Source organism: Flavobacteriales bacterium (genome assembly GCA_016715895.1).
Lineage (GTDB): Bacteria > Bacteroidota > Bacteroidia > Flavobacteriales_F > PHOS-HE28 > PHOS-HE28.
In genome coordinates this window covers 1450487-1469506 of sequence record JADJXH010000004.1, presented here as the reverse complement: position 1 = coordinate 1469506, position 19020 = coordinate 1450487, and the positions used below count along the sequence as shown (strand labels likewise).

Genomic DNA, 19020 nt, shown 5'->3' with positions numbered 1-19020 from the left:
CACCCAGCAAGGAAGACTTCACACGCAGACTCACGCCTCCGCTGCAGCTCCGGCGGAGGAACGGTGACCGCGCCCTCACAACTCTTCCACCTTCAACAAGCCCGGCTTCCCGGCCATCGCCGGCCCTGAGCAGGACACCTCGTCCTCGGCAAGCTCTACATCGCCCGCCTTCACCGGGTTCTCGTGCAGGTCGTTCACGTACCGCGCGATCATCGTTCATCGCCTGTTCGATCGGCCCTGAGATCGGCGGGGCCGGTCGCAGACCGGCGAACAGCCGTGACGATGATCAAGCCACGGCATCCATCAGGTCACAAGTGGCCCGACCGGGCTTGCTCCGCTGCGCGATCGGAACACTTGCGATAATGAGGTCAACACAGTGGCGATGCAAGCGAGTTACATTGCTCTGCGGTTCCCCAACATATGAAGAAACTCGAGAAGATCCTGCTGCTCGTCCTGCTGGTGCTGCTCATCGGAAGAATGGCGGGGCTGCCGCTGACAAACGCACTCTTCGCTATCGCTTCCTTCGCATTGGCCCTAGCCTACCTCGTTTGGGGCTATCGTCTGCTGAGACCGACCGCCGATACTCCTGCATGGTTAGCGATAAGCGCCGGTGTCGCATTCTCCGCTTCCATGGTCGCGCTGCCCTTCGCAACCTATGCGCGGCAGGACATCGTCTTCAAAGTACTTCCGGCCGTGAACGGCGCCTTGCTGATACTCCTGCTGGTACGCTGGGGCGTCAAGCGCAAGCAGAAGATCGAACCGACCCGGCCCTTGATCATCCAATCGGCCATTCTCTTCGGGGCATTGGGCTTCCTTTCCTACCTCCAGCCTGTCGCCATCTACCGCTCGGTCATCATCACGCTCAACCGGGGGAACGAGAGGTTGATCGCCAACATGCACATGGTCGAGGAGTTCGAGGCGTACGAGGAGGCGTATGCGAAGGGGGAATGCGAACAGGCAGTGCTCCATGCTGAGCGCGCGAATCGCGAAGGCCGGGTTTGGCTCTTCGGACCGGACCATCTTGAACCCGAGGGGAAGCACACGACCATTATTGATCCGGCATTCATGATCTGGACTCAGGCTGCGTAACGAACGGTGTCTTTCTGGAACAGTGCGATGATGCGCTTGGGGTGTCGCTGGAGGGAACGCAGGAAGCGTGATGTGAAGAGTTCAAGCTGCCCCTTCTTGCGTGCTGGAGCGTGCTTGGTGACGGCATCCTTCAGCGCTGCGTTCGCTACTTCCACCGGGTTGAGTTCGGGCGAATAACTCGGCAGGTGGAAGACCTCGATGCTCTCCAGATGCTCCTCGAGCCATTCCTTGACCGGCTTGCTGTGGTGGACCCTGAGGTTGTCCAAGATCAGGGAACACCTTGTTGTCGCTATCCTTGACCAGTCTTCTCAGAAAGCCGATCAGGATGCTGCTGTTCAGTGCGCCCTTGAAGACCATCCAGCGCATTTCCCCGCGATTGGTCACCGTGGAGATCACCGAACAGCCGTGGCGGTTGTGGTTCACCCTGACCACGGGAGTGTGGCCTCGCAGGGAGTAGCTGCGCCCGCGAACGTCATCACTGCGCAGACCGGTCTCATCGCCCCAGTGGATCACGGCACCTTCAGCCTTGGCACGTGCACGGATGGCCGGATAATCCTCGTGCAGCCACTTGCGCACCGCCTCCGGTCGCTGCTCGTAGGCCTTGCGCAGTGGCTTCTGCGGCGTAAATCCCCAGCGCTCCAGATAGAGCCCCACACTGCGTATGGCCAGCTTGCGGTCGTAGCGCCGCTCGATCAGCTCGCGCACCGCTTGCCGGTTCCACAACGCATAAGGCATTTTCAACTGATCGGGCGTTCTGTCACGGATCAGCCGTTGTGTCTCCTTCTCCTGCTCACTTGTCAGGATGCGTCCCTTGCCCACCGGGCGACCGGTCTTCCACACACGAATGGCCTTCCAGCCACCGGCCTTGTACCGTTGCCAGGCTTCGTTCACCGTGTTGCGGGACATGCCACAGAGTTCGGCTGTTTCCTTCAGGCCCATGCCCTTGAGCCTGCATTGCACCGCCTGCCTACGACGCTCATTGAGCTCGGGCATCGACAGCTTCCTGGAGTCGTTCTCGCGCATGCCTCGGCAAGATCCACAGATCGTGCCGATCGTCCGCTATATCGATGCCGGATCAATAAAATGGACCTCGGTGATGGGATGCGGTTCAACTTGGATTCCGTCATACACGCGATGCAGGCCGAACAGCAACAAGCCGAACTCTGGAAGATCAGCCTCACCTACGACAACCTCTACAACGCGTACCACTGCCTCGCCGAAAATGCAGAGGGAGCATCCGATCCGAAAACCGCCTACGAGCACTACTTCAAGGCGGACAGCGTCCTGAACGTCATCAAGGGTCGTGAGGGCTACTGGAACGAGGAGCGCGCATGGTCGCTCAGCTACCTCGCTCGCTCAGCTGCTGCGTTGGGCGATTATGACTTATCGGATTCTCTATACAACAGCGCATTGAAAGTATATGTGGAGGTCAAGGACAACCTTGATCCAGAGGCCGCACAGATACTCTCAGACTGGTCGCGGTCGCTCTCCATGCGCAACGAGTGGCCGTACGCCAACTACCTCATCCGAGCGGCGATCGGTTACACGGAGGCCGATACCGCGAACAAGAGCAGGGACACCCGGTGGATCAGGTTCAGGCTGCAACTCGTAAAGAACCTGATCGCGACGGACAGCCTGGTACTGGCCGAGCGCGTCCTCTCGCCCTGCGAAACGGCCGCTCATACGGACAGCTCGCTGCGCTGCGAAACACTGCTCATGAAGGGCGCATTGCAGTTCCGGCAGGAAGCTTTCCGGTCCGCGGACACGACATTCGAAGAAGCCGTGGCGTGCCTCTCATCGTTGCAACACAACGAAGCCGCAAAGGCGATCGCGTACCTCTCTTGGGGACATGTAAAGACCGCGCTGGCGGACTACGGTTCCGCCAGGAAGTTGGTCACACAAGGTCAGCGCATCCTCGCGGGAACACGTTCGAACCCCTCCATCGAGGTTGGTCTGCTTCAACTCAGTGCCGAGATCCACCATCTGCAAGGGCATTACCCATCTGCCCGTAAGGAATACGAAGCAAGTCTCGACCTGGCCTCCAGTTCAAACAGCTCCAACCGGATGCCAAGCTCGATAGCAGGCCTTGCCGACGTCTTGCTCGACCTTGCTGAGGCATCCTTGGCCAGTACTCTTGCCGACAGCGCGTTGGCTATGGTGGTCGATTCGTTGCCGGAGATCTTTCCGAGCCAGGCGTCCGTGCTCAATACGGCTGCCTATGCCAACTACTGCCTGAACGACCTGCGCAAGGCTCAAGAGCGCTATTCGATCACCCTCAACGCCTGCGAACGTCACAAAGCCATGCGGACAACCACATACGCACAGGCGTTGAACGGCCAGGCTCTGGTGGCGATGGCGCAGTCGCATCTCGCGACGGCGGATTCTTTGTTGATGCAGGCCTACAATACATGCATCGCGATATACGGCCAGGAGCACCCGTTCACGGCGCGCGTGCTGATCAATCAGGCGGAACTGCACATCAAGAAACGCCGCTATTTCGAAGCGCGCGATCTGCTGCTCAGCGCCTTACCGACCACCGAAAAGTTCTTGGGCAAGGACCATGACCAGTTGGGTGATATCCACCAGGCACTTGGAGAGATCGATCTGCGCTCGGCGAACCATGCCGAAGCCTCCAGGCACTTCCAAGAGGCATTGCGCATCTATAAAGCCTGCTTTCCGGCGTATCATCCGAAGGTGAGGGCTCTGGAGAAGTCCGGGGATTGAATGCCACAAGTGGCATGCCTGCTCACGCGCATGCCCACCCGCGCGGAACACATGCGACAGTGAGGGGGGTGTAGAAAACACCCGGCAGTAGCTAGACCAGGGCTACCTTTCGCTCACATCCACTTGTGCAACATGGCTCATAAGCAGACCACAATAGCCGTCAAAGTCCTGTATTGGGCACTCCCGATTCCGGAAGACCAAATAATCCCTCTCGAAGGGATTGCGGAGTTCGAGGATGATCTCTCAAGAGATTACGTAGCTGTAGTTCATGGTCGATCCGGTGACTGCGGCGGGCTTTACGATTTGTCGATTGAGGTCATCGCAAACATTAAACTCTCCGATGTAGCGAAGTTCATTGCTGAGGGGGTAGCGTTCGACTTGCTGAAAGCCGGTGTGGCTGCACTCTTCCTTAAACCGCTACTCTCCGCCGTAAGGCGCCTTCGAGCGAAGAACACACAGGAAAAGGTGTCCATTGACGAACTACGAATCGTGTTCAAGGACTGTGAGGTGACAATCGATTCAATCGTATCCAATGGCATAGAGGACAACTACGAGTTGATTCTAACAATGATTGCACGACACTATCAGCATCTGAGATTAGATAGCGGAGAGTATCCGTTTCAGCTTCACCTTCCCGTATTCGAAGACATTGAGGCAGATCGAAAATCTCGCTTTCGCCAGATACTAGAAGTGGATGAAACAATCGTCCAACGAAGCTCTGAGGACTACTTTAAATATTGGGGCACTTACTATGACTTGGCCCGATGCTCAAGAGTCTATGACCTATTGATCCGGCATCGATATAGCGGACGATCGGCACGATCTGTGGATCTTGCCGAGGCATGCGCGAGAACGACTCCAGGAAGCTGTCGATGCCCGAGCTCAATGAGCGTCGTAGGCAGGCGGTGCAATGCAGGCTCAAGGGCATGGGCCTGAAGGAAACAGCCGAACTCTGTGGCATGTCCCGCAACACGGTGAACGAAGCCTGGCAACGGTACAAGGCCGGTGGCTGGAAGGCCATTCGTGTGTGGAAGACCGGTCGCCCGGTGGGCAAGGGACGCATCCTGACAAGTGAGCAGGAGAAGGAGACACAACGGCTGATCCGTGACAGAACGCCCGATCAGTTGAAAATGCCTTATGCGTTGTGGAACCGGCAAGCGGTGCGCGAGCTGATCGAGCGGCGCTACGACCGCAAGCTGGCCATACGCAGTGTGGGGCTCTATCTGGAGCGCTGGGGATTTACGCCGCAGAAGCCACTGCGCAAGGCCTACGAGCAGCGACCGGAGGCGGTGCGCAAGTGGCTGCACGAGGATTATCCGGCCATCCGTGCACGTGCCAAGGCTGAAGGTGCCGTGATCCACTGGGGCGATGAGACCGGTCTGCGCAGTGATGACGTTCGCGGGCGCAGCTACTCCCTGCGAGGCCACACTCCCGTGGTCAGGGTGAACCACAACCGCCACGGCTGTTCGGTGATCTCCACGGTGACCAATCGCGGGGAAATGCGCTGGATGGTCTTCAAGGGCGCACTGAACAGCAGCATCCTGATCGGCTTTCTGAGAAGACTGGTCAAGGATAGCGACAACAAGGTGTTCCTGATCTTGGACAACCTCAGGGTCCACCACAGCAAGCCGGTCAAGGAATGGCTCGAGGAGCATCTGGAGAGCATCGAGGTCTTCCACCTGCCGAGTTATTCGCCCGAACTCAACCCGGTGGAAGTAGCGAACGCAGCGCTGAAGGATGCCGTCACCAAGCACGCTCCAGCACGCAAGAAGGGGCAGCTTGAACTCTTCACATCACGCTTCCTGCGTTCCCTCTGTAAGCTTCCCCTGAAGTCGGGCCAGCGATAACTGGAGGTCTCAGGGGCATTTGTTGTTAGGGATGGATGAGCACAGGTGGCCGGTAACCGAGTGCTTTGTGAGGCCGAAGATGGTTGTAGTCGTACATCCACTCGGTGGTGCGCAAGCGCACTTCTTCGAGTGTGCGGAAGACGTAGGCGCCGAGGAGCTCACGGCGTATGCTGCCATTGAGACGCTCCACGTAAGCGTTCTGGGTGGGCTTGCCGGGCTGGATGTAGGTGAGGGTGATCTTGTGCTCTCGGCACCAGTGGTCAAGCTTGGCACTGATGAACTCCGGCCCGTTGTCCACGCGGATCATGGCCGGCAGTGAGCGTTGTTCCTTCAGGCGTTCAAGCACGCGGATCACACGCAAGGCAGGCAAAGAAGTGTCCACTTCCATGGCCAGCACTTCGCGGTTGTAGTCGTCCAGGACGTTGAGCATGCGGTAGGTGCGGCCATCCCACAAGGTGTCGTGCATGAAGTCGATGCTCCATACCTGGTCGGGGGCCTGTGGCTGGAACAAGGCCTGTTTCACGCGTGCAGGCAGGCGCTTCTTGGTCCGCCGACGGATGTTGAGCCCCATGCCGGTGTACACCCGGTAGACACGTTTGAAGTTCCACACATGACCCATCAAGCGTATGCGGTGATGGCACTGCCACACCCCAATGGCCGGATGCTTGGTCACCAGGTCGTCCAATGCGCCGATCACCATCGTGTCGTCGGGCGGATGCTTGCGGTATTGCGCGGTACTGCGAGCAAGACCCACCATGCGGCACGCTTGCCGCTGGGTGTGTCCATGCTCGGTGATAAGGGCCTGCACGATCTCGCGCTTCTCGTCAGACCCCCCACTTCTTTTCCACCACCTGCTTGAGGGAGTCGTGCATCATGCTCAGCTCCGCATACATGCGTTTCAGGCGGCTGTTCTCCTCTTGGAGTTCCTTCACCAGCTTGAGCTGGCTGGCATCCATGCCGCCATACTTCGCCTTCCACTGGTAGAACGTGGCGTTGCTGATGCCGTGTTCCCGACAGATGTCGGCCACCTTGGCACCAGCCTCATGCTGCTTGAGCATCGCGACGATCTGATGCTCGGTGAACTTGGTCTTTCTCATGGCTACGATCGGTTGAAGGTAGCCCCCGACCGGTCAGCCGGTTTTCCCCAGGCCTTTGAAGGGGCCGGGGAAAACCGCCTGACCTCCACTATCACCTGGCCGAACAATGGGGAAGCTTACACCTCCAGCGACACCCCAAGCGCATCATCGCACTGTTCCAGAAAGACACCGTTCGTTACGCAGCCTGAGTCCAGATCATGAATGCCGGATCAATAACCAGGAGCATCTTGCTGAAAGATGAGTACATGACTCGCGGCAGGTACTGGATGGAATGGGATGCACGCAATGGATCGACCGCGTGAGCGGGCGAAGCAACAGCCCGGCGCAGGAAGGGCCTTGCAGCCACGAGCAGCGAGGAGGCGACCGGAGGAAGCCCCCGCAGCGCCGTGGATGCTGGCCCTGACAAGTCCGGTTATAGCGTAGCACGCGACGGCGCTGCATTGAAGCGCCGGCACGCCCAACCCTTCGACAAACTCAGGGTGGGCTACCTGCTCAATTGCATACTCCTCTCCCCATACACCTGCCGGAAGAAGGGGTCTTTGAGGTCCTTGATGAAGTAGATCGCTTCGCCGGTGCTCTTCATCTCAGGCCCCAGGCTCTTGTCCACGTTCGGGAACTTGTCCATGTTCATTCGCTAAGCTCGCGTTCGATGTCCTTCACGCTGGGCAGTGCCCCGCGCAGGTTCTTCGGCAAGGTAGCCACCAACCGCGTTCGCCATTCGGCCACGCCGATGGGCTTGGCCACGTCGCGCAGCGCATACTCCACCACGAGCTTGTCGTTGTCCTTGCAGAGCAGCAAGCCGATGGAGGGTTTGTCGTCCGGGTGCCGCAGCTGGGCATCCACGGCGGTGAGGTAGAAGTTCATCTTGCCCGCGTGCTCCGGCTCGAAGGCTTCCATCTTCAACTCCACCACAACATAGCAACGCAGCTTCAGGTGGTAGAACAACAGATCGAGGTAGTAGTCCTTGCGGCCCACCTTCAGCGGCACCTGCCGGCCCACGAAGGCGAAGCCTGCGCCCAGTTCCAGCAACACCTTCTGGATGTGGTCCACCAGCGCCTGCTCCAGATCGCGCTCGCGCGTATCAGCGGCGATGTTGAGGAACTCGAAGGTGTAGGGGTCCTTCAGGGTCTGTTGCGCGAGGTCCGAGCGTTCGGCGGGGAGCGTACGCTTGAAGTTGGTGATGGCCTTCCCCTGCCGCCGATGGGCATGCGTGGCCACCTGCGCATCGAGCACTGCACGGCTCCAACCATTGGCGATGGTGGCCTGCGCGTACCAGAGCCGGTGTTCGGGCTTCTTCAGCTTGGTGAGCAACAGCACATTGTGGCCCCATGGAATTTGTCCAACAAGCTGTTGGACAATTGAACCATCCGGATAGGCCTCGGCGAACGAACGCATGTACAGGAGGTTCGAGCGCGAGAAGCCGCCCATGCCCGGGAACTCCTTGTGCAGGTCCTTCGCCAGGCGCTCCACCACCTTGCTGCCCCAGCCTTCCTTCTCCTGTCGTTCGAGGACCTCCCTGCCGATGTGCCAATAGAGCATGACCAGTTCATGATTGACCGCAAGCGCCGCCTTGAGCTGTGCTGCCCGGATGCGCGCCTTCACCGCCTCCAGCACCGCCGTGTAGTTCTTCGGCAGCACGGCCACGGAAGCCGACCTCCGCTTCTTCATGACTTTCTTCACGGGCATGCAACCAAGATAACCGGCGCACCGGAACCATGGCTTCCGCGAACGACCGGAAGCGCTCCGACCCAATGCCTGCAAGCCTTACCGATCAACCTCGGATCAATTGCGCAACAGCTGTTGCACAATTGCGACCACCGCTGAGCGGCCAATTGTCCAACAAGCTGTTGGGACAATTCAAGCTACCTGCTAGTACATGCTCCTCTCCCCATACACCTGCCTCTGCCACGGCCCGCAGAGCCGGGCCTCGCAGTGACAGAACGCCCCTTCACTCCGTTCGGGGTGACCGCTCATCGTGACAAGTACAATGACCGTTCGCCGTAGACCTGTCTGAAGAAGGGGTCTTTGAGGTCCTTGATGAAGTAGATCGCTTCTCCCGTGCTCTTCATCTCAGGCCCCAGGCTCTTGTCCACGTTCGGGAACTTATCGAAGCTGAACATGGGTTCAATGTACGATCATAAGGTGAAGTACTAATGAATCGAGTGGGCCTAGCAACCGCTCTCACCATGCACATTCACAGTGTCGCTTCCACCGGGACCTTCGATCGTAAGCGTTCCCGTGTTGAACGAGCCTTCGTCGTACGGTTTACCAACTGTAGTGGTGAGCCGGACGGTGTAGGTTTCGTTCCTGAACACGGACAGATATCTCTCCGATGATAGCTCCCGGCTTTCTGCTTGCGACCAGTCGAGACGCTCCTCGACGCCATTGATCATGATCAGCGCGAAACCGGTCTGACCGTCAAGCTTGGAAAGGAAGATGCACTTCGCTGCATCGTACTCCACGCTATCGTAGGTGTAGTGATCACCGCAACCTTCTATGTTCTTCGGGACTTCATCGAAAACATCGAGTCGCAACGCCGCGCTGTGTGGGCGATCACCGCAGGCGAAAAACAGGCAGATACACACGAGCTGTGTCGCACGCATGGCTATCTACTTAAGTACCTACTCCTCTCCCCATACACCTGCCGGAAGAACCCCGCATCAAGTGCGGGGCAAGCTACCCCTTCCCGGCTATCGGTAGCGATCATCGGCTGAGGTACATTGATCGTTCACCATAGACTTGGCGGAAGAAAGGGTCCTTCAAGTCTTTGATGAAATAGATAGCCTCGCCGGTGCTCTTCATTTCAGGCCCCAGGCTCTTGTCCACGTTGGGGAACTTGTCGAAACTGAACACGGGTACTTCGATCGCATACCCATCCAGCCGCGGCTTGAACTGGAAGTCCTTGAGCTTGGCGCCGAGCATCACCTTGGTGGCCCAGTTGACGTAGGGCTCGCCGTAAGCCTTGGCGATGAAGGGCACCGTGCGGCTTGCGCGCGGGTTGGCTTCGATCACGTACACCACCTCGTCCTTGATGGCGAACTGGATGTTCACCAGGCCCACGGTGTGCAAGGCCAGCGCGATCTTGTGCGTGTGCTCGCGGATCTGCTGGATCACTTTCTCGCTGAGGTCAAAAGGGGGGTTCAATGTTCGGCACGATAATTAGTTTGGCTGACGCATTGAGCGCATCATCCTCCGGAAGGCAACCACCAACCTGTAGCACCCATGTCCAATTCCCCCCAGCATCCCTTAGGCTACTTATTCCTACTGTTCATCGCACTGCTGTGTTTACGCAGCATAGGGCTGCACGCGCAAAGCGGCCCTGTGCAAGCGACTGATGACCGGACAGTGTTCTTGGATGTCGATAAGTTCTACGACATGCAGTATGGCTATGCCGTCATTGAGAAGAATGGTCGTACAGCATTGATCGACCAGACCGGCAAGCTGGTCATCGACTATGATGGACCTTATTATCCCTCCAAGAAGGGATTCATCAATGGTATGCTTGTGGTAACTGATCCCGTGAGTAAAATGTCCGGCTTCGTAAATACCGACCTAGAGCTTATTTTTCCCTGTCAATTTGATTCCCCGAATCTTGAGTTCAATGAACATGGTCGATGCGGCATAGGTCCGAAGACCTTCGATGACTACCGGGTCCTTTTCAAGGATGGCTCGGTCAGAAACGCACCAACAAAGGCCAAAGTCAAGGGTATATTGACGCCACAGCACCCTTGGCATGCGAAGGGCTACAGGTATACAGATAGCCATCTAACAGACGCTTCGAGCATTTACGGGAAAGGCGGCCGGTATTGGGTCATCGCGAAAGACTTTCTCATGAGTGACTATGCGCGAATCGTGGTCGAGTACAAAGAATCCAAACCAGCCATACCTGAGGCCCAAAACTCCCCATTTGCCTCATCGCAACTGGTTGGATATGTCAACTGGTCGGGATTGATTGTGATTCAACCACACTATAAGGAGGATGTGTACGTAATGAATCCTGGCCCGTGCAAATTCAGGAACGGACTGGTTTGGATGGGACAGCGCACAGACGACGGCTCTGTGAGGTGGGTTCTGATTGACAGCACGGGTACGCAAGCAGGTACTCAATCTTACGCAAGGGAACCTACACTTGTCGCCAATGGTTTCTCTTTTGCCTCGACCGAAGGCTCATTTGCTATCATCGATCGTAGTGCCAACATTGTTCATGAGTTCAAGTCTTTCGCCTTCGGCCGTATTTCAAGTATAACAAAGGATGAGCTATCTATGGTCAAGGCCTCATCCTTCGAATCAGGCACTGATACCTACTTTGTTTATGGCGAGAACTTCCGCAAGGAGGTCATAGACTCCTGGCTACGTTGTAGTGCAACATGCAACGATGCGGATCAACTACCATTCAGCCCTACACCCGGCTGGTCGGTCAACAAGAAAAACACGGTTTATCGGGTAGAAGTCGAACACAGATGGAATGCCTCTGATACTAGACCCTACGCGCAGCGGGGAGGTGGTTCCAACCGTCGGGTTGGATATGTGGATGCAGACGGCAAATGGGTCATTCCTCCAGTTTATTCCGATCTGGGTCTTTATGATCCATCGAGCAGGCTCGCGCGCACCACGATTGCCTATGGCGGCTCATCTGGCAAAGAGAACATCGAAGGATTCGTGGACCGGTGCGGCTACTTCCCAATCGCTAAGAAGCCAAAAGAGAAGTGGTGACAGGCGGGACGGCTCCGTCCAGGCATCTTGCGTGACGGATCGCAGCGGAAAGCCCGCAAGCGAGGAGGAACGACGAGTGCGGACTTGCAGCGGAAAGCCGGACCCCGGCTGCATTTTAGCCGGGGGCACGCCCTAATGATCTACCTACTCAGATACATCGACCTCTCCCCATACACCTGCCGGAAGAACGGATCCTTCAAGTCCTTGATGAAGTAGATCGCTTCACCCGTTGACTTCATTTCAGGCCCGAGTGACTTGTCGACATTAGGGAACTTGTCGAACGAGAACACCGGGACTTTGATGGCATACCCGTCCAACCTGGGTTTGAAGGCGAAGTCTTTCAACTTCGCACCAAGCATGACTTTCGTCGCCCAATTCACGTAGGGTTCGCCGTAGGCCTTGGCGATGAAAGGCACCGTGCGGCTGGCGCGCGGGTTGGCCTCGATCACGTACACCACCTCGTCCTTGATGGCGAACTGGATGTTCACCAGGCCCACGGTGTGCAGGGCCAGCGCGATCTTGTGCGTGTGCTCGCGGATCTGCTGGATCACCTTCTCGCTGAGGTCGAAGGGCGGGAGCACGGCGTTGCTGTCGCCGCTGTGAATGCCGGCGGGCTCGATGTGCTCCATGATGCCGATGATGCGCACCATCTCGCCGTCGCAGATGGAATCGCTCTCCGCTTCGATGGCGCCGTCGAGGAAGTGGTCGATGAGGATCTTGTTGTCGGGCATCAAGCGCAGGATGTCGAGCACCTGGTCCACGAGCTCCTCCTCGTTGATCACGATCTTCATCTTCTGGCCGCCGAGCACGTAGCTGGGGCGCACCAGCAGCGGGAACCCCAGCTCCTTGGCCAGCTTCACGGCCTCCTCCGCCGTGCGCACCGCGCCGAACTTCGGGTACGGGATGTCCAGGTCGCGCAGCAGGCTGCTGAAGCGCTCGCGGTCCTCGGCGATGTCCAGCGCGGCGAAGCTGGTGCCGATGATCCGGATGCCGTACTTCTCCAGCTTCTCGGCGATCTTCAGCGCGGTCTGCCCGCCGAGCTGCACGATGACGCCCTCGGGCTGTTCGTGCTGGATGATGTCGTAGATGTGCTCCCAGAACACGGGCTCGAAGTAGAGCTTGTCGGCCGTGTCGAAGTCGGTGCTCACCGTCTCCGGGTTGCAGTTGATCATGATGGTCTCGTAGCCGAGCTCCTTGGCGGCGAGCACGCCATGCACACAGCAGTAGTCGAACTCGATGCCCTGGCCGATGCGGTTGGGGCCGCTGCCGAGCACCACGACCTTCTTGCGGTCGCTGCGCACGCTCTCGTTCTCCTCCTCGAAGGTGCTATAGTAGTACGGCGTGCGCGCGGGGAACTCGCCGGCGCAGGTGTCCACCAGCTTGTACACGCGCTTGATGCCGAGCTCCTGCCGCTTGCGGTACACCTCGCTCTCCAGGCAGCGCAGCAGGTGGGCGATCTGCCGGTCGGCGTAGCCCTTCTGCTTGGCCTCGAAGAGCAGGTCGCGCGGGATGCTGTCGAGCGTGTACTTCTCGACCTCCTTCTCGGTGAGGATCATGTCCTCGATCTGCTTCAGGAACCAGAGGTCGATGTGGGTGAGCTCCTGGATCTTCTTGAAGGGGATGCCGAGCTTGATGGCGTCGTAGACATGGAAGAGGCGGTGCCAGCTGGGGTTGGCCAGGCTCTCCAGCAGCACGTTGGCATCGGTGGTCTCCTTGCCGTCGGCCCCCAGGCCGTTGCGGCGGATCTCGAGGCTCTGGCAGGCCTTCTGCAGCGCCTCCTGGAAGCTGCGACCGATGCCCATCGTTTCGCCGACGCTCTTCATCTGCACGCCCAGGCGGCGGTCGCTGCCCTCGAACTTGTCGAAGTTCCAACGCGGCACCTTCACGATCACGTAATCGAGCGTGGGCTCGAAGAAGGCGCTGGTGCCGGTGATGGGGTTCTCCAGTTCATCCAGGCGGTAGCCGATGGCGAGCTTGCTGGCGATCTTGGCGATGGGGTAGCCCGTGGCCTTGCTGGCGAGCGCGCTGCTGCGGCTCACGCGCGGGTTGATCTCGATGGCGTAGATCTCCTCCTTCTCATCGGGGCTCACCGCGAACTGCACGTTGCAGCCGCCCGCGAAGTCGCCGATGGCGCGCATCATCTTGATGGCCTCGGTGCGCATGCGCTGGTAGGTGCGGTCGCTGAGGGTCATGGCCGGCGCCACGGTGATGCTGTCGCCGGTGTGGATGCCCATCGGATCGAAGTTCTCGATGGAGCAGATGATGGTGACGTTGTCGTCCTTGTCGCGCAGCAGCTCCAGCTCGTACTCCTTCCAGCCGAGCAGCGCCTTGTCGATCATCACCTCGTGGATGGGGCTGATCTGCAGGCCGTGCTTCAGCAGCTTGTCGAACTCGGCGGGGTCCTTCACGAAGCTGGCGCCGGCACCGCCGAGCGTGTAGCTGGCGCGGATCACCAGCGGGAAGCCGAACTCCTGCGCCACCTTCTTGCCCTCGAGGAAGCTGGTGACGGTCCTGCTGGGCGCCATGGGCACGCCGATGCGCTCCATCAGCAGGCGGAACTGCTCGCGGTTCTCGGTGATGTCGATGGCCTTGGTGTCCACGCCGATCATGCGCACGTTGTGCTCCTTCCAGATGCCGAGCTTCTCGCACTCGATGGCGAGGTTGAGCGCGGTCTGTCCGCCCATGGTGGGCAGCACGGCGTCGATCTTGTGCTTCCTGAGGATCTCCTCGATGCTCTCGGTGGTGAGCGGCTTCAGGTACACGTTGTCGGCCGTGACCGGGTCGGTCATGATGGTGGCCGGGTTGCTGTTGATCAGCGTGACCTCGATGCCTTCGTTGCGGAGGGAGCGGGAAGCCTGGCTGCCGGAGTAGTCGAACTCGCAGGCCTGGCCGATGACGATCGGGCCCGAACCAATGATCAGGACCGACTTGATGGAGGTGTCTTTGGGCATGTCCGGTAGCTGGGTACCGGAGCACAAAGCTACCCACGGGCGGTGCGCGGGACCGGGATCGTGGAAAAGCCGCGGGGATCGTGGAGAAGAATTGGTCGTGCGCGCATGGCGCCTCCTGCCGGGCGGAACAGGTCGAGCCCATGCGTGCCCCCTCCTGAACAACGTGGACGGGGCAGGGTCGTCACATGGGCGTGGGCCCTGCACGCTTCTGTCCGTTCCGGCGGAGGTAGGCAGGACGACGGTCGCTGATACGACCGGTGCCGGTCCCTGGGTGGCTCGCGCACCGGAGGATCCATTGGAACCAACGATGCGGGCCCGGATCGCCCCGCCTAACCTTGCCCGCACCTATCCACAACCACAGTACATGAGAACAACCGCGACCCATTTGATGATCATGGCCACCCTCGGTCTCGCGCCCTGTGTACAAGCGCAGACCTGCTGGGTGACCAACGCGCAACCCGCCGGATGCAACAACTCCGGCAGCTGCACCGTGAACGGCACCTTCACGGGCAGTACGTGGACACTATCCGTGTTCAATGGCGCCTTCTCGCTCATCTGGTCGCAGCAGTACACGAGCGGCGCGACGGCGCAACATGACCTGACCGGTCTGGCCCCGGACGGCTATACGGTGTTCCTCGATACGCAAGGCGGTCTGGGCGACCAGACCGGGTTCGGGATCCAGTCCGGTCCGGCGATCACCCTGGCCGAGACGCACACCGATCCGATCGGCACAGGGGGCAGCATCAACCTCACCGTGAGCGGAGGAACCCCGCCGTTCTCCTACGCGTGGAGCAACGGATCCACCGGGGAGGACCTGAGCGGGTTGGCGCCCGGTCTGTACTCGGTGACGGTGACGGATTCCAAAGCCTGTTCGGCGACCCTGAGCGTATCGCTGGTGGACGCCACCTCCGTGGCGGACATCACCGCCGGAGAGATGGGGATCGCCGTACTGCCCGGTTCCGGATCGTACGGGCCGGTGACCATCCAGACCGACCTTGCGACATCCGGAACGCTGGAGTTCACCATCGTGGACCTCGCCGGCCGCTCGATCCTGAACCCCATGAAGATGACCGTGCCCGCAGGCAGGAACACCATGCCGCTGCCGGGCTCGACACTGGGGGCGGGAGGATGCTATGTGCTGCTCATCTCCAACGGTAACGACGTGGTGGCGCGTCAGCGCTTCGTCCGGGACTGAACCCCACCGGGGGTGCAGCACGCTGCCGGCATCGCCTTCCCCAGCACCGACGTGGCCCGGCCGGTTGCCGCACGGGGTCTACTTTTAGCCGCCTCGCGCATCTCGCTCCCCGGAGGATGCGGGCTGCCGGAAGGCCCCCCGGGCAGCGGCGTACCGACCGACCATGCGCATCCCCGCGACCACCCATCCCACCGCCCGGCGCGGCACCGGCCTCGGTCTGGTCCTCTTCGCGGTGGCTTTCGTGGTGGCGCTGCCGCAGTGGCCCGACTTCGGCCTGTCGTGGGACGAGCCGGCCCAGCGGGACATCGGCGAGGTGTCCTACGCCTACGTGGCGCGCGGGGACGATGCGCTGCTGCGCTTCCGCAACCGTGACTACGGCGTGGCCTTTGAGCTGCCGCTGATCGCGCTGGAAAAGGTGCTCGGCCTGGACGACACGCGCGCCGTCTACCTCATGCGGCACCTGGTGACGCACCTGTTCTTCCTGCTGGGCGCGCTGGCCTGCTTCCGGCTCGTGCAGCGGCTTTACCACGACCGGCTGCTGGCCACGGTCGGCTTTCTCCTTCTGGTGCTGCACCCCGTGCTGTATCCGCATTCGTTCTTCAACACGAAGGACATCCCCTTCCTCTCGATGACGATGATCGGCCTCCACCTGCTCGTGCGCGCCTTTCAGCTGGGCACGGCGGCCGCCTTTGCGTGGCTGGGCGTGGCGTCGGGTCTGCTCATCAACATCCGGATCATGGGCGTGCTGCTGCCCGCGTTCGCCCTGGTCCTGCTCGCGGTGGATGGTTGGGCCGCACGCCGCATCACGCGGTCCCTGGGCCTGGCCGGCCTGCTGCTGGTCACGTCCGTGGGCACGCTCTACGCCTCCTGGCCCTACCTGTGGACGGACCCGGTGGAGCATTTCGTCACGGCCTTCACCAACATGTCCAAGTTCCGGTGGACCGGCTCCGTGCTGTTCAACGGGGCCACCGTGAAGGCCACGGAGCTGGGCTGGGACTACATCCCCGTGTGGTTCACCATCTCCAACCCCCTGCCCTACCTGCTGGCCGGAGCCGCGGGGGTGGTGGCCACGCTGGTGGCCGTCCTCCGCGCCCCCCGCGCCGTGCTGCTCCATCCTGAACGGCGGTTCACGCTGGTGTTCCTGGCCTACTGGCTGGTGCCCGTGGTGGCCGTGGTGGCCCTCCGTTCGGTGCTGTACGACAGCTGGCGGCAGCTCTTCTTCATCTACGCCCCGTTCGTGCTGCTGGCCGTGCACGGGCTGTGGGTCCTGTCGAGCCGGTCCGCCACGGCGCGGAAGGTGGTCATGGCCTTGTGTGCATGCTCATTCGTGGCCACGCTCGCCCTGATGGTCAACCGCCACCCGTTCGAGCATGTGTACTTCAACGCGCTGGTGCCGAGCGAACGTCCGGAGGAGGTCCGCGAACGCTTCGAGATGGACTACTGGGGCACGTCCTACAAGCAGGCGCTCGAACACATCCTGGCCACCGATCCGGCACCGGTGATCAACGTGGCCGTGGCAAGCTCGCCGGGAGAGTACAACCTGATGCTGCTGACCGCTGCGCAGCGCGCGCGCATCCGCATCGTACCCGTGGAGGAAGCGGATCACTTCATCACCAACCACCGGGCGCACGATCATGTGGACCTTGGCGACCTTGTGGAGGACCCGGCACGCCTCAGCACCCACCGGATCAGGATCCTGAACAGCACCATCAGCGAGGTGTACACCTTGAAGTGAATGGACACCGCGATCGGGATCGGCATCGTGATACCCTGCTACAACGAGGGCGATCGCCTGCCCGTGGAGAGGATCCGCCGCTTCATCCCGGCACACCCCGACGCCCTCCTCTGCTTCGTGGACGATGGCTCCACGGATGGGACGGCGCAGCTCCTGGAAGGCCTGCGGACCGAACACCCGGACCGTGTGGCCGTTGTGACGCTGGACCAGAACCGGGGCAAGGCGGAGGCCGTGCGGCAAGGTGTGCTGGCCTGTGCTGCGCGCTACGACCCGCGCCACATCGCCTTCCTGGATGCTGACCTGGCCGTGTCCCCGGAGGAGTGCTACGCGATGCGGCAGCATCTGGCCGGCGGGGTGAGCTTCTGCTTCGGGTCGCGCATCGCCCGGGTGGGGTCCACCATCGAACGGAAATGGCGGCGGCACGTGGTGGGGCGCATCATCGCCACCTTCATCTCGGGCATCCTCGATCTGCGCGTCTACGACACCCAGTGCGGGTGCAAACTGTTCACGCGGGAGATCGCCGCCGTCCTGTTCGACGCTCCATTCCTCTCGCGCTGGCTCTTCGACGTGGAACTGTTCTCCCGCTTCATCCTCCTGCACGGAAGGGAGGGCGCCATGACGCGCATGACCGAGGTGCCGTTGACGGAATGGATCGACCGGGGGCGGTCCAAAGTGGAGGCCGGCTATGCCTTCCGCCTGTGGATCGACCTCTTCCTCATCCACAGGGAGCACCAGCGCGGCCTGGCGCGCAGCGTCAAGGCCTGATCCGGCGCCCCCACCGATCTTCGCCCCATGGCCGGCGACCGGCTCTTCACCCACGGCCCCCTGTCCATCGCCCACCGGGTGAGCGGATCCGGGCCGGTGCATGTGCTGGCCTTCCACGGCTACGGCGGCTCGGTGCGCGACTTCGACCCGGCGGTGGCCGCCTGGGGCGACCGGGTGACGCTGCACGCCTTCGACCTGTGGTTCCACGGGGGCAGCCGTTTCCCGCCCGGCCGCCCGGTGGACCACCCCCTGCGGCCGGAGGAGTGGCGCGACCTGATGGAGGCCTACCTGGACGCGCACGGCATCCGGCGGGCGTGGTGCGCGGGCTTCAGCCTGGGCGGCCGCATGGCCCTGAGCCTGCTGGAGCAGCTGCCCGAACGCAGCGCCGGCCTGCTGCTCTTCGCCCCGGACGGCCTGGTGCGCAATCCCTGGTACCGCGCCCTGAGCCGCTACCGGGTGGGCCGCCGGCTCTACCACCGGTTTCTGCACCGTCCCGAGGGCTGGTTCCGCGTGGTGGACACCGTGCACCGCACCGGCCTCATCAGCAACAAGTTCCACCAGTTCCTCACCCAGCACACGGACAACCCCGCCAAGCGCCAGCTGGTGCATGATGTGTGGCTGAGCCTGCGGGCCATCGAGCCGGACCTTTCGGCGGTGGTGCGCCACCTGCGGTCCCACGACCTGCACGCCCACCTGCACCTGGGCCGCTTCGACAGGGTGATCCGCCTGCCCTGGGGCCAGGCCTTCGCGAAGCGCGATCCCGCGCGCATCCACCTGCACGTGCACGAGCGCGGCCACCTGGTGATGGCGCCCCCGGTGCTGGACCCCATCCCCGGGCAGTTGCGCTGGGCCTGAAACGGAAAAGGGGGCCGCAGCCCCCTCGATCCGGAACCGGGCGGGCCCG

13 protein-coding genes and 4 pseudogenes are annotated in these 19020 nt (G+C 60.9%); 8 read left to right on the top strand and 9 right to left on the bottom strand.

Annotated features, from left to right (window positions below; translation table 11 throughout):
• Positions 1–75 precede the first annotated feature (75 nt).
• The gene (locus IPM49_15025; protein ID MBK9275832.1) at positions 76–213 is read right to left on the bottom strand and encodes a hypothetical protein; all 138 of its coding nucleotides are present in this window, start codon (positions 211–213) and stop codon (positions 76–78) included.
• A 207-nt stretch (positions 214–420) separates the two neighbouring features.
• Here IPM49_15025 and IPM49_15020 point away from each other — a divergent pair, with 207 nt between their 5' ends.
• Positions 421–1089 (top strand): hypothetical protein, encoded by a 669-nt coding sequence (locus IPM49_15020; protein MBK9275831.1) that lies wholly within the window; start codon positions 421–423, stop codon positions 1087–1089.
• Here the strand turns inward: IPM49_15020 and IPM49_15015 are convergent.
• Positions 1077–2112, bottom strand: a pseudogene (locus IPM49_15015) (IS630 family transposase). The gene IPM49_15020 and the pseudogene IPM49_15015 overlap by 13 nt on opposite strands.
• Before the next feature lie 78 nt (positions 2113–2190).
• Here IPM49_15015 and IPM49_15010 point away from each other — a divergent pair.
• Together IPM49_15010 and IPM49_15005 are read left to right on the top strand one after the other, a co-directional pair.
• Positions 2191–3813 carry a tetratricopeptide repeat protein gene (locus IPM49_15010; protein ID MBK9275830.1) on the top strand — a complete coding sequence of 541 codons (1623 nt, stop codon included), beginning with the start codon at positions 2191–2193 and terminating at the stop codon, positions 3811–3813.
• Positions 3814–4685: 872 nt separating this feature from the next.
• On the top strand, positions 4686–5660 hold the full coding sequence (locus IPM49_15005; GenBank protein ID MBK9275829.1) for an IS630 family transposase: 975 nt from the start codon (positions 4686–4688) through the stop codon (positions 5658–5660).
• A gap of 25 nt (positions 5661–5685) precedes the next feature.
• Here IPM49_15005 and IPM49_15000 read toward each other — a convergent pair.
• The 6 genes and pseudogenes from IPM49_15000 to IPM49_14975 form a co-directional block, all read right to left on the bottom strand.
• Positions 5686–6757 (bottom strand): annotated as a pseudogene (locus IPM49_15000) (IS3 family transposase).
• Between the two features lie 484 nt (positions 6758–7241).
• Positions 7242–7385 (bottom strand): annotated as a pseudogene (locus IPM49_14995) (carbamoyl-phosphate synthase large chain).
• A complete protein-coding gene (locus IPM49_14990) occupies positions 7385–8425 on the bottom strand; it encodes a DUF1016 family protein (protein ID MBK9275828.1) in 1041 nt (346 codons plus the stop codon). The pseudogene IPM49_14995 and the gene IPM49_14990 overlap by 1 nt, the downstream one beginning before the upstream one ends.
• A 302-nt stretch (positions 8426–8727) precedes the next feature.
• Positions 8728–8883: pseudogene (locus IPM49_14985) on the bottom strand (carbamoyl-phosphate synthase large chain).
• A 42-nt stretch (positions 8884–8925) separates the two neighbouring features.
• On the bottom strand, positions 8926–9360 hold the full coding sequence (locus IPM49_14980; GenBank protein ID MBK9275827.1) for a hypothetical protein: 435 nt from the start codon (positions 9358–9360) through the stop codon (positions 8926–8928).
• Between the two features lie 100 nt (positions 9361–9460).
• Positions 9461–9901: a hypothetical protein gene (locus IPM49_14975; protein ID MBK9275826.1), complete on the bottom strand. Its 441-nt coding sequence runs from the start codon at positions 9899–9901 to the stop codon at positions 9461–9463.
• Positions 9902–9979: 78 nt separating this feature from the next.
• Here IPM49_14975 and IPM49_14970 point away from each other — a divergent pair, with 78 nt between their 5' ends.
• On the top strand, positions 9980–11470 hold the full coding sequence (locus IPM49_14970; GenBank protein ID MBK9275825.1) for a WG repeat-containing protein: 1491 nt from the start codon (positions 9980–9982) through the stop codon (positions 11468–11470).
• A 140-nt stretch (positions 11471–11610) separates the two neighbouring features.
• Here the strand turns inward: IPM49_14970 and carB are convergent, their stop codons facing one another.
• Positions 11611–14421 (bottom strand): carbamoyl-phosphate synthase large subunit, encoded by a 2811-nt coding sequence (gene carB, locus IPM49_14965; protein ID MBK9275824.1) that lies wholly within the window; start codon positions 14419–14421, stop codon positions 11611–11613.
• Positions 14422–14785: 364 nt separating this feature from the next.
• Here carB and IPM49_14960 point away from each other — a divergent pair, with 364 nt between their 5' ends.
• From IPM49_14960 to IPM49_14945, 4 genes are all read left to right on the top strand, one after another.
• Positions 14786–15616: a SprB repeat-containing protein gene (locus IPM49_14960; protein ID MBK9275823.1), complete on the top strand. Its 831-nt coding sequence runs from the start codon at positions 14786–14788 to the stop codon at positions 15614–15616.
• A 163-nt stretch (positions 15617–15779) separates the two neighbouring features.
• Complete coding sequence (locus IPM49_14955) at positions 15780–17351, top strand: glycosyltransferase family 39 protein (protein ID MBK9275822.1); 1572 nt, start codon at positions 15780–15782, stop codon at positions 17349–17351.
• Positions 17352–18116 carry a glycosyltransferase gene (locus IPM49_14950; GenBank protein ID MBK9275821.1) on the top strand — a complete coding sequence of 255 codons (765 nt, stop codon included), beginning with the start codon at positions 17352–17354 and terminating at the stop codon, positions 18114–18116. It begins immediately after the preceding gene.
• A 27-nt stretch (positions 18117–18143) separates the two neighbouring features.
• Positions 18144–18971, top strand: a complete 828-nt coding sequence (locus IPM49_14945) for an alpha/beta fold hydrolase (protein ID MBK9275820.1) — start codon at positions 18144–18146, stop codon at positions 18969–18971.
• The last annotated feature ends 49 nt before the right edge of the window (positions 18972–19020 follow it).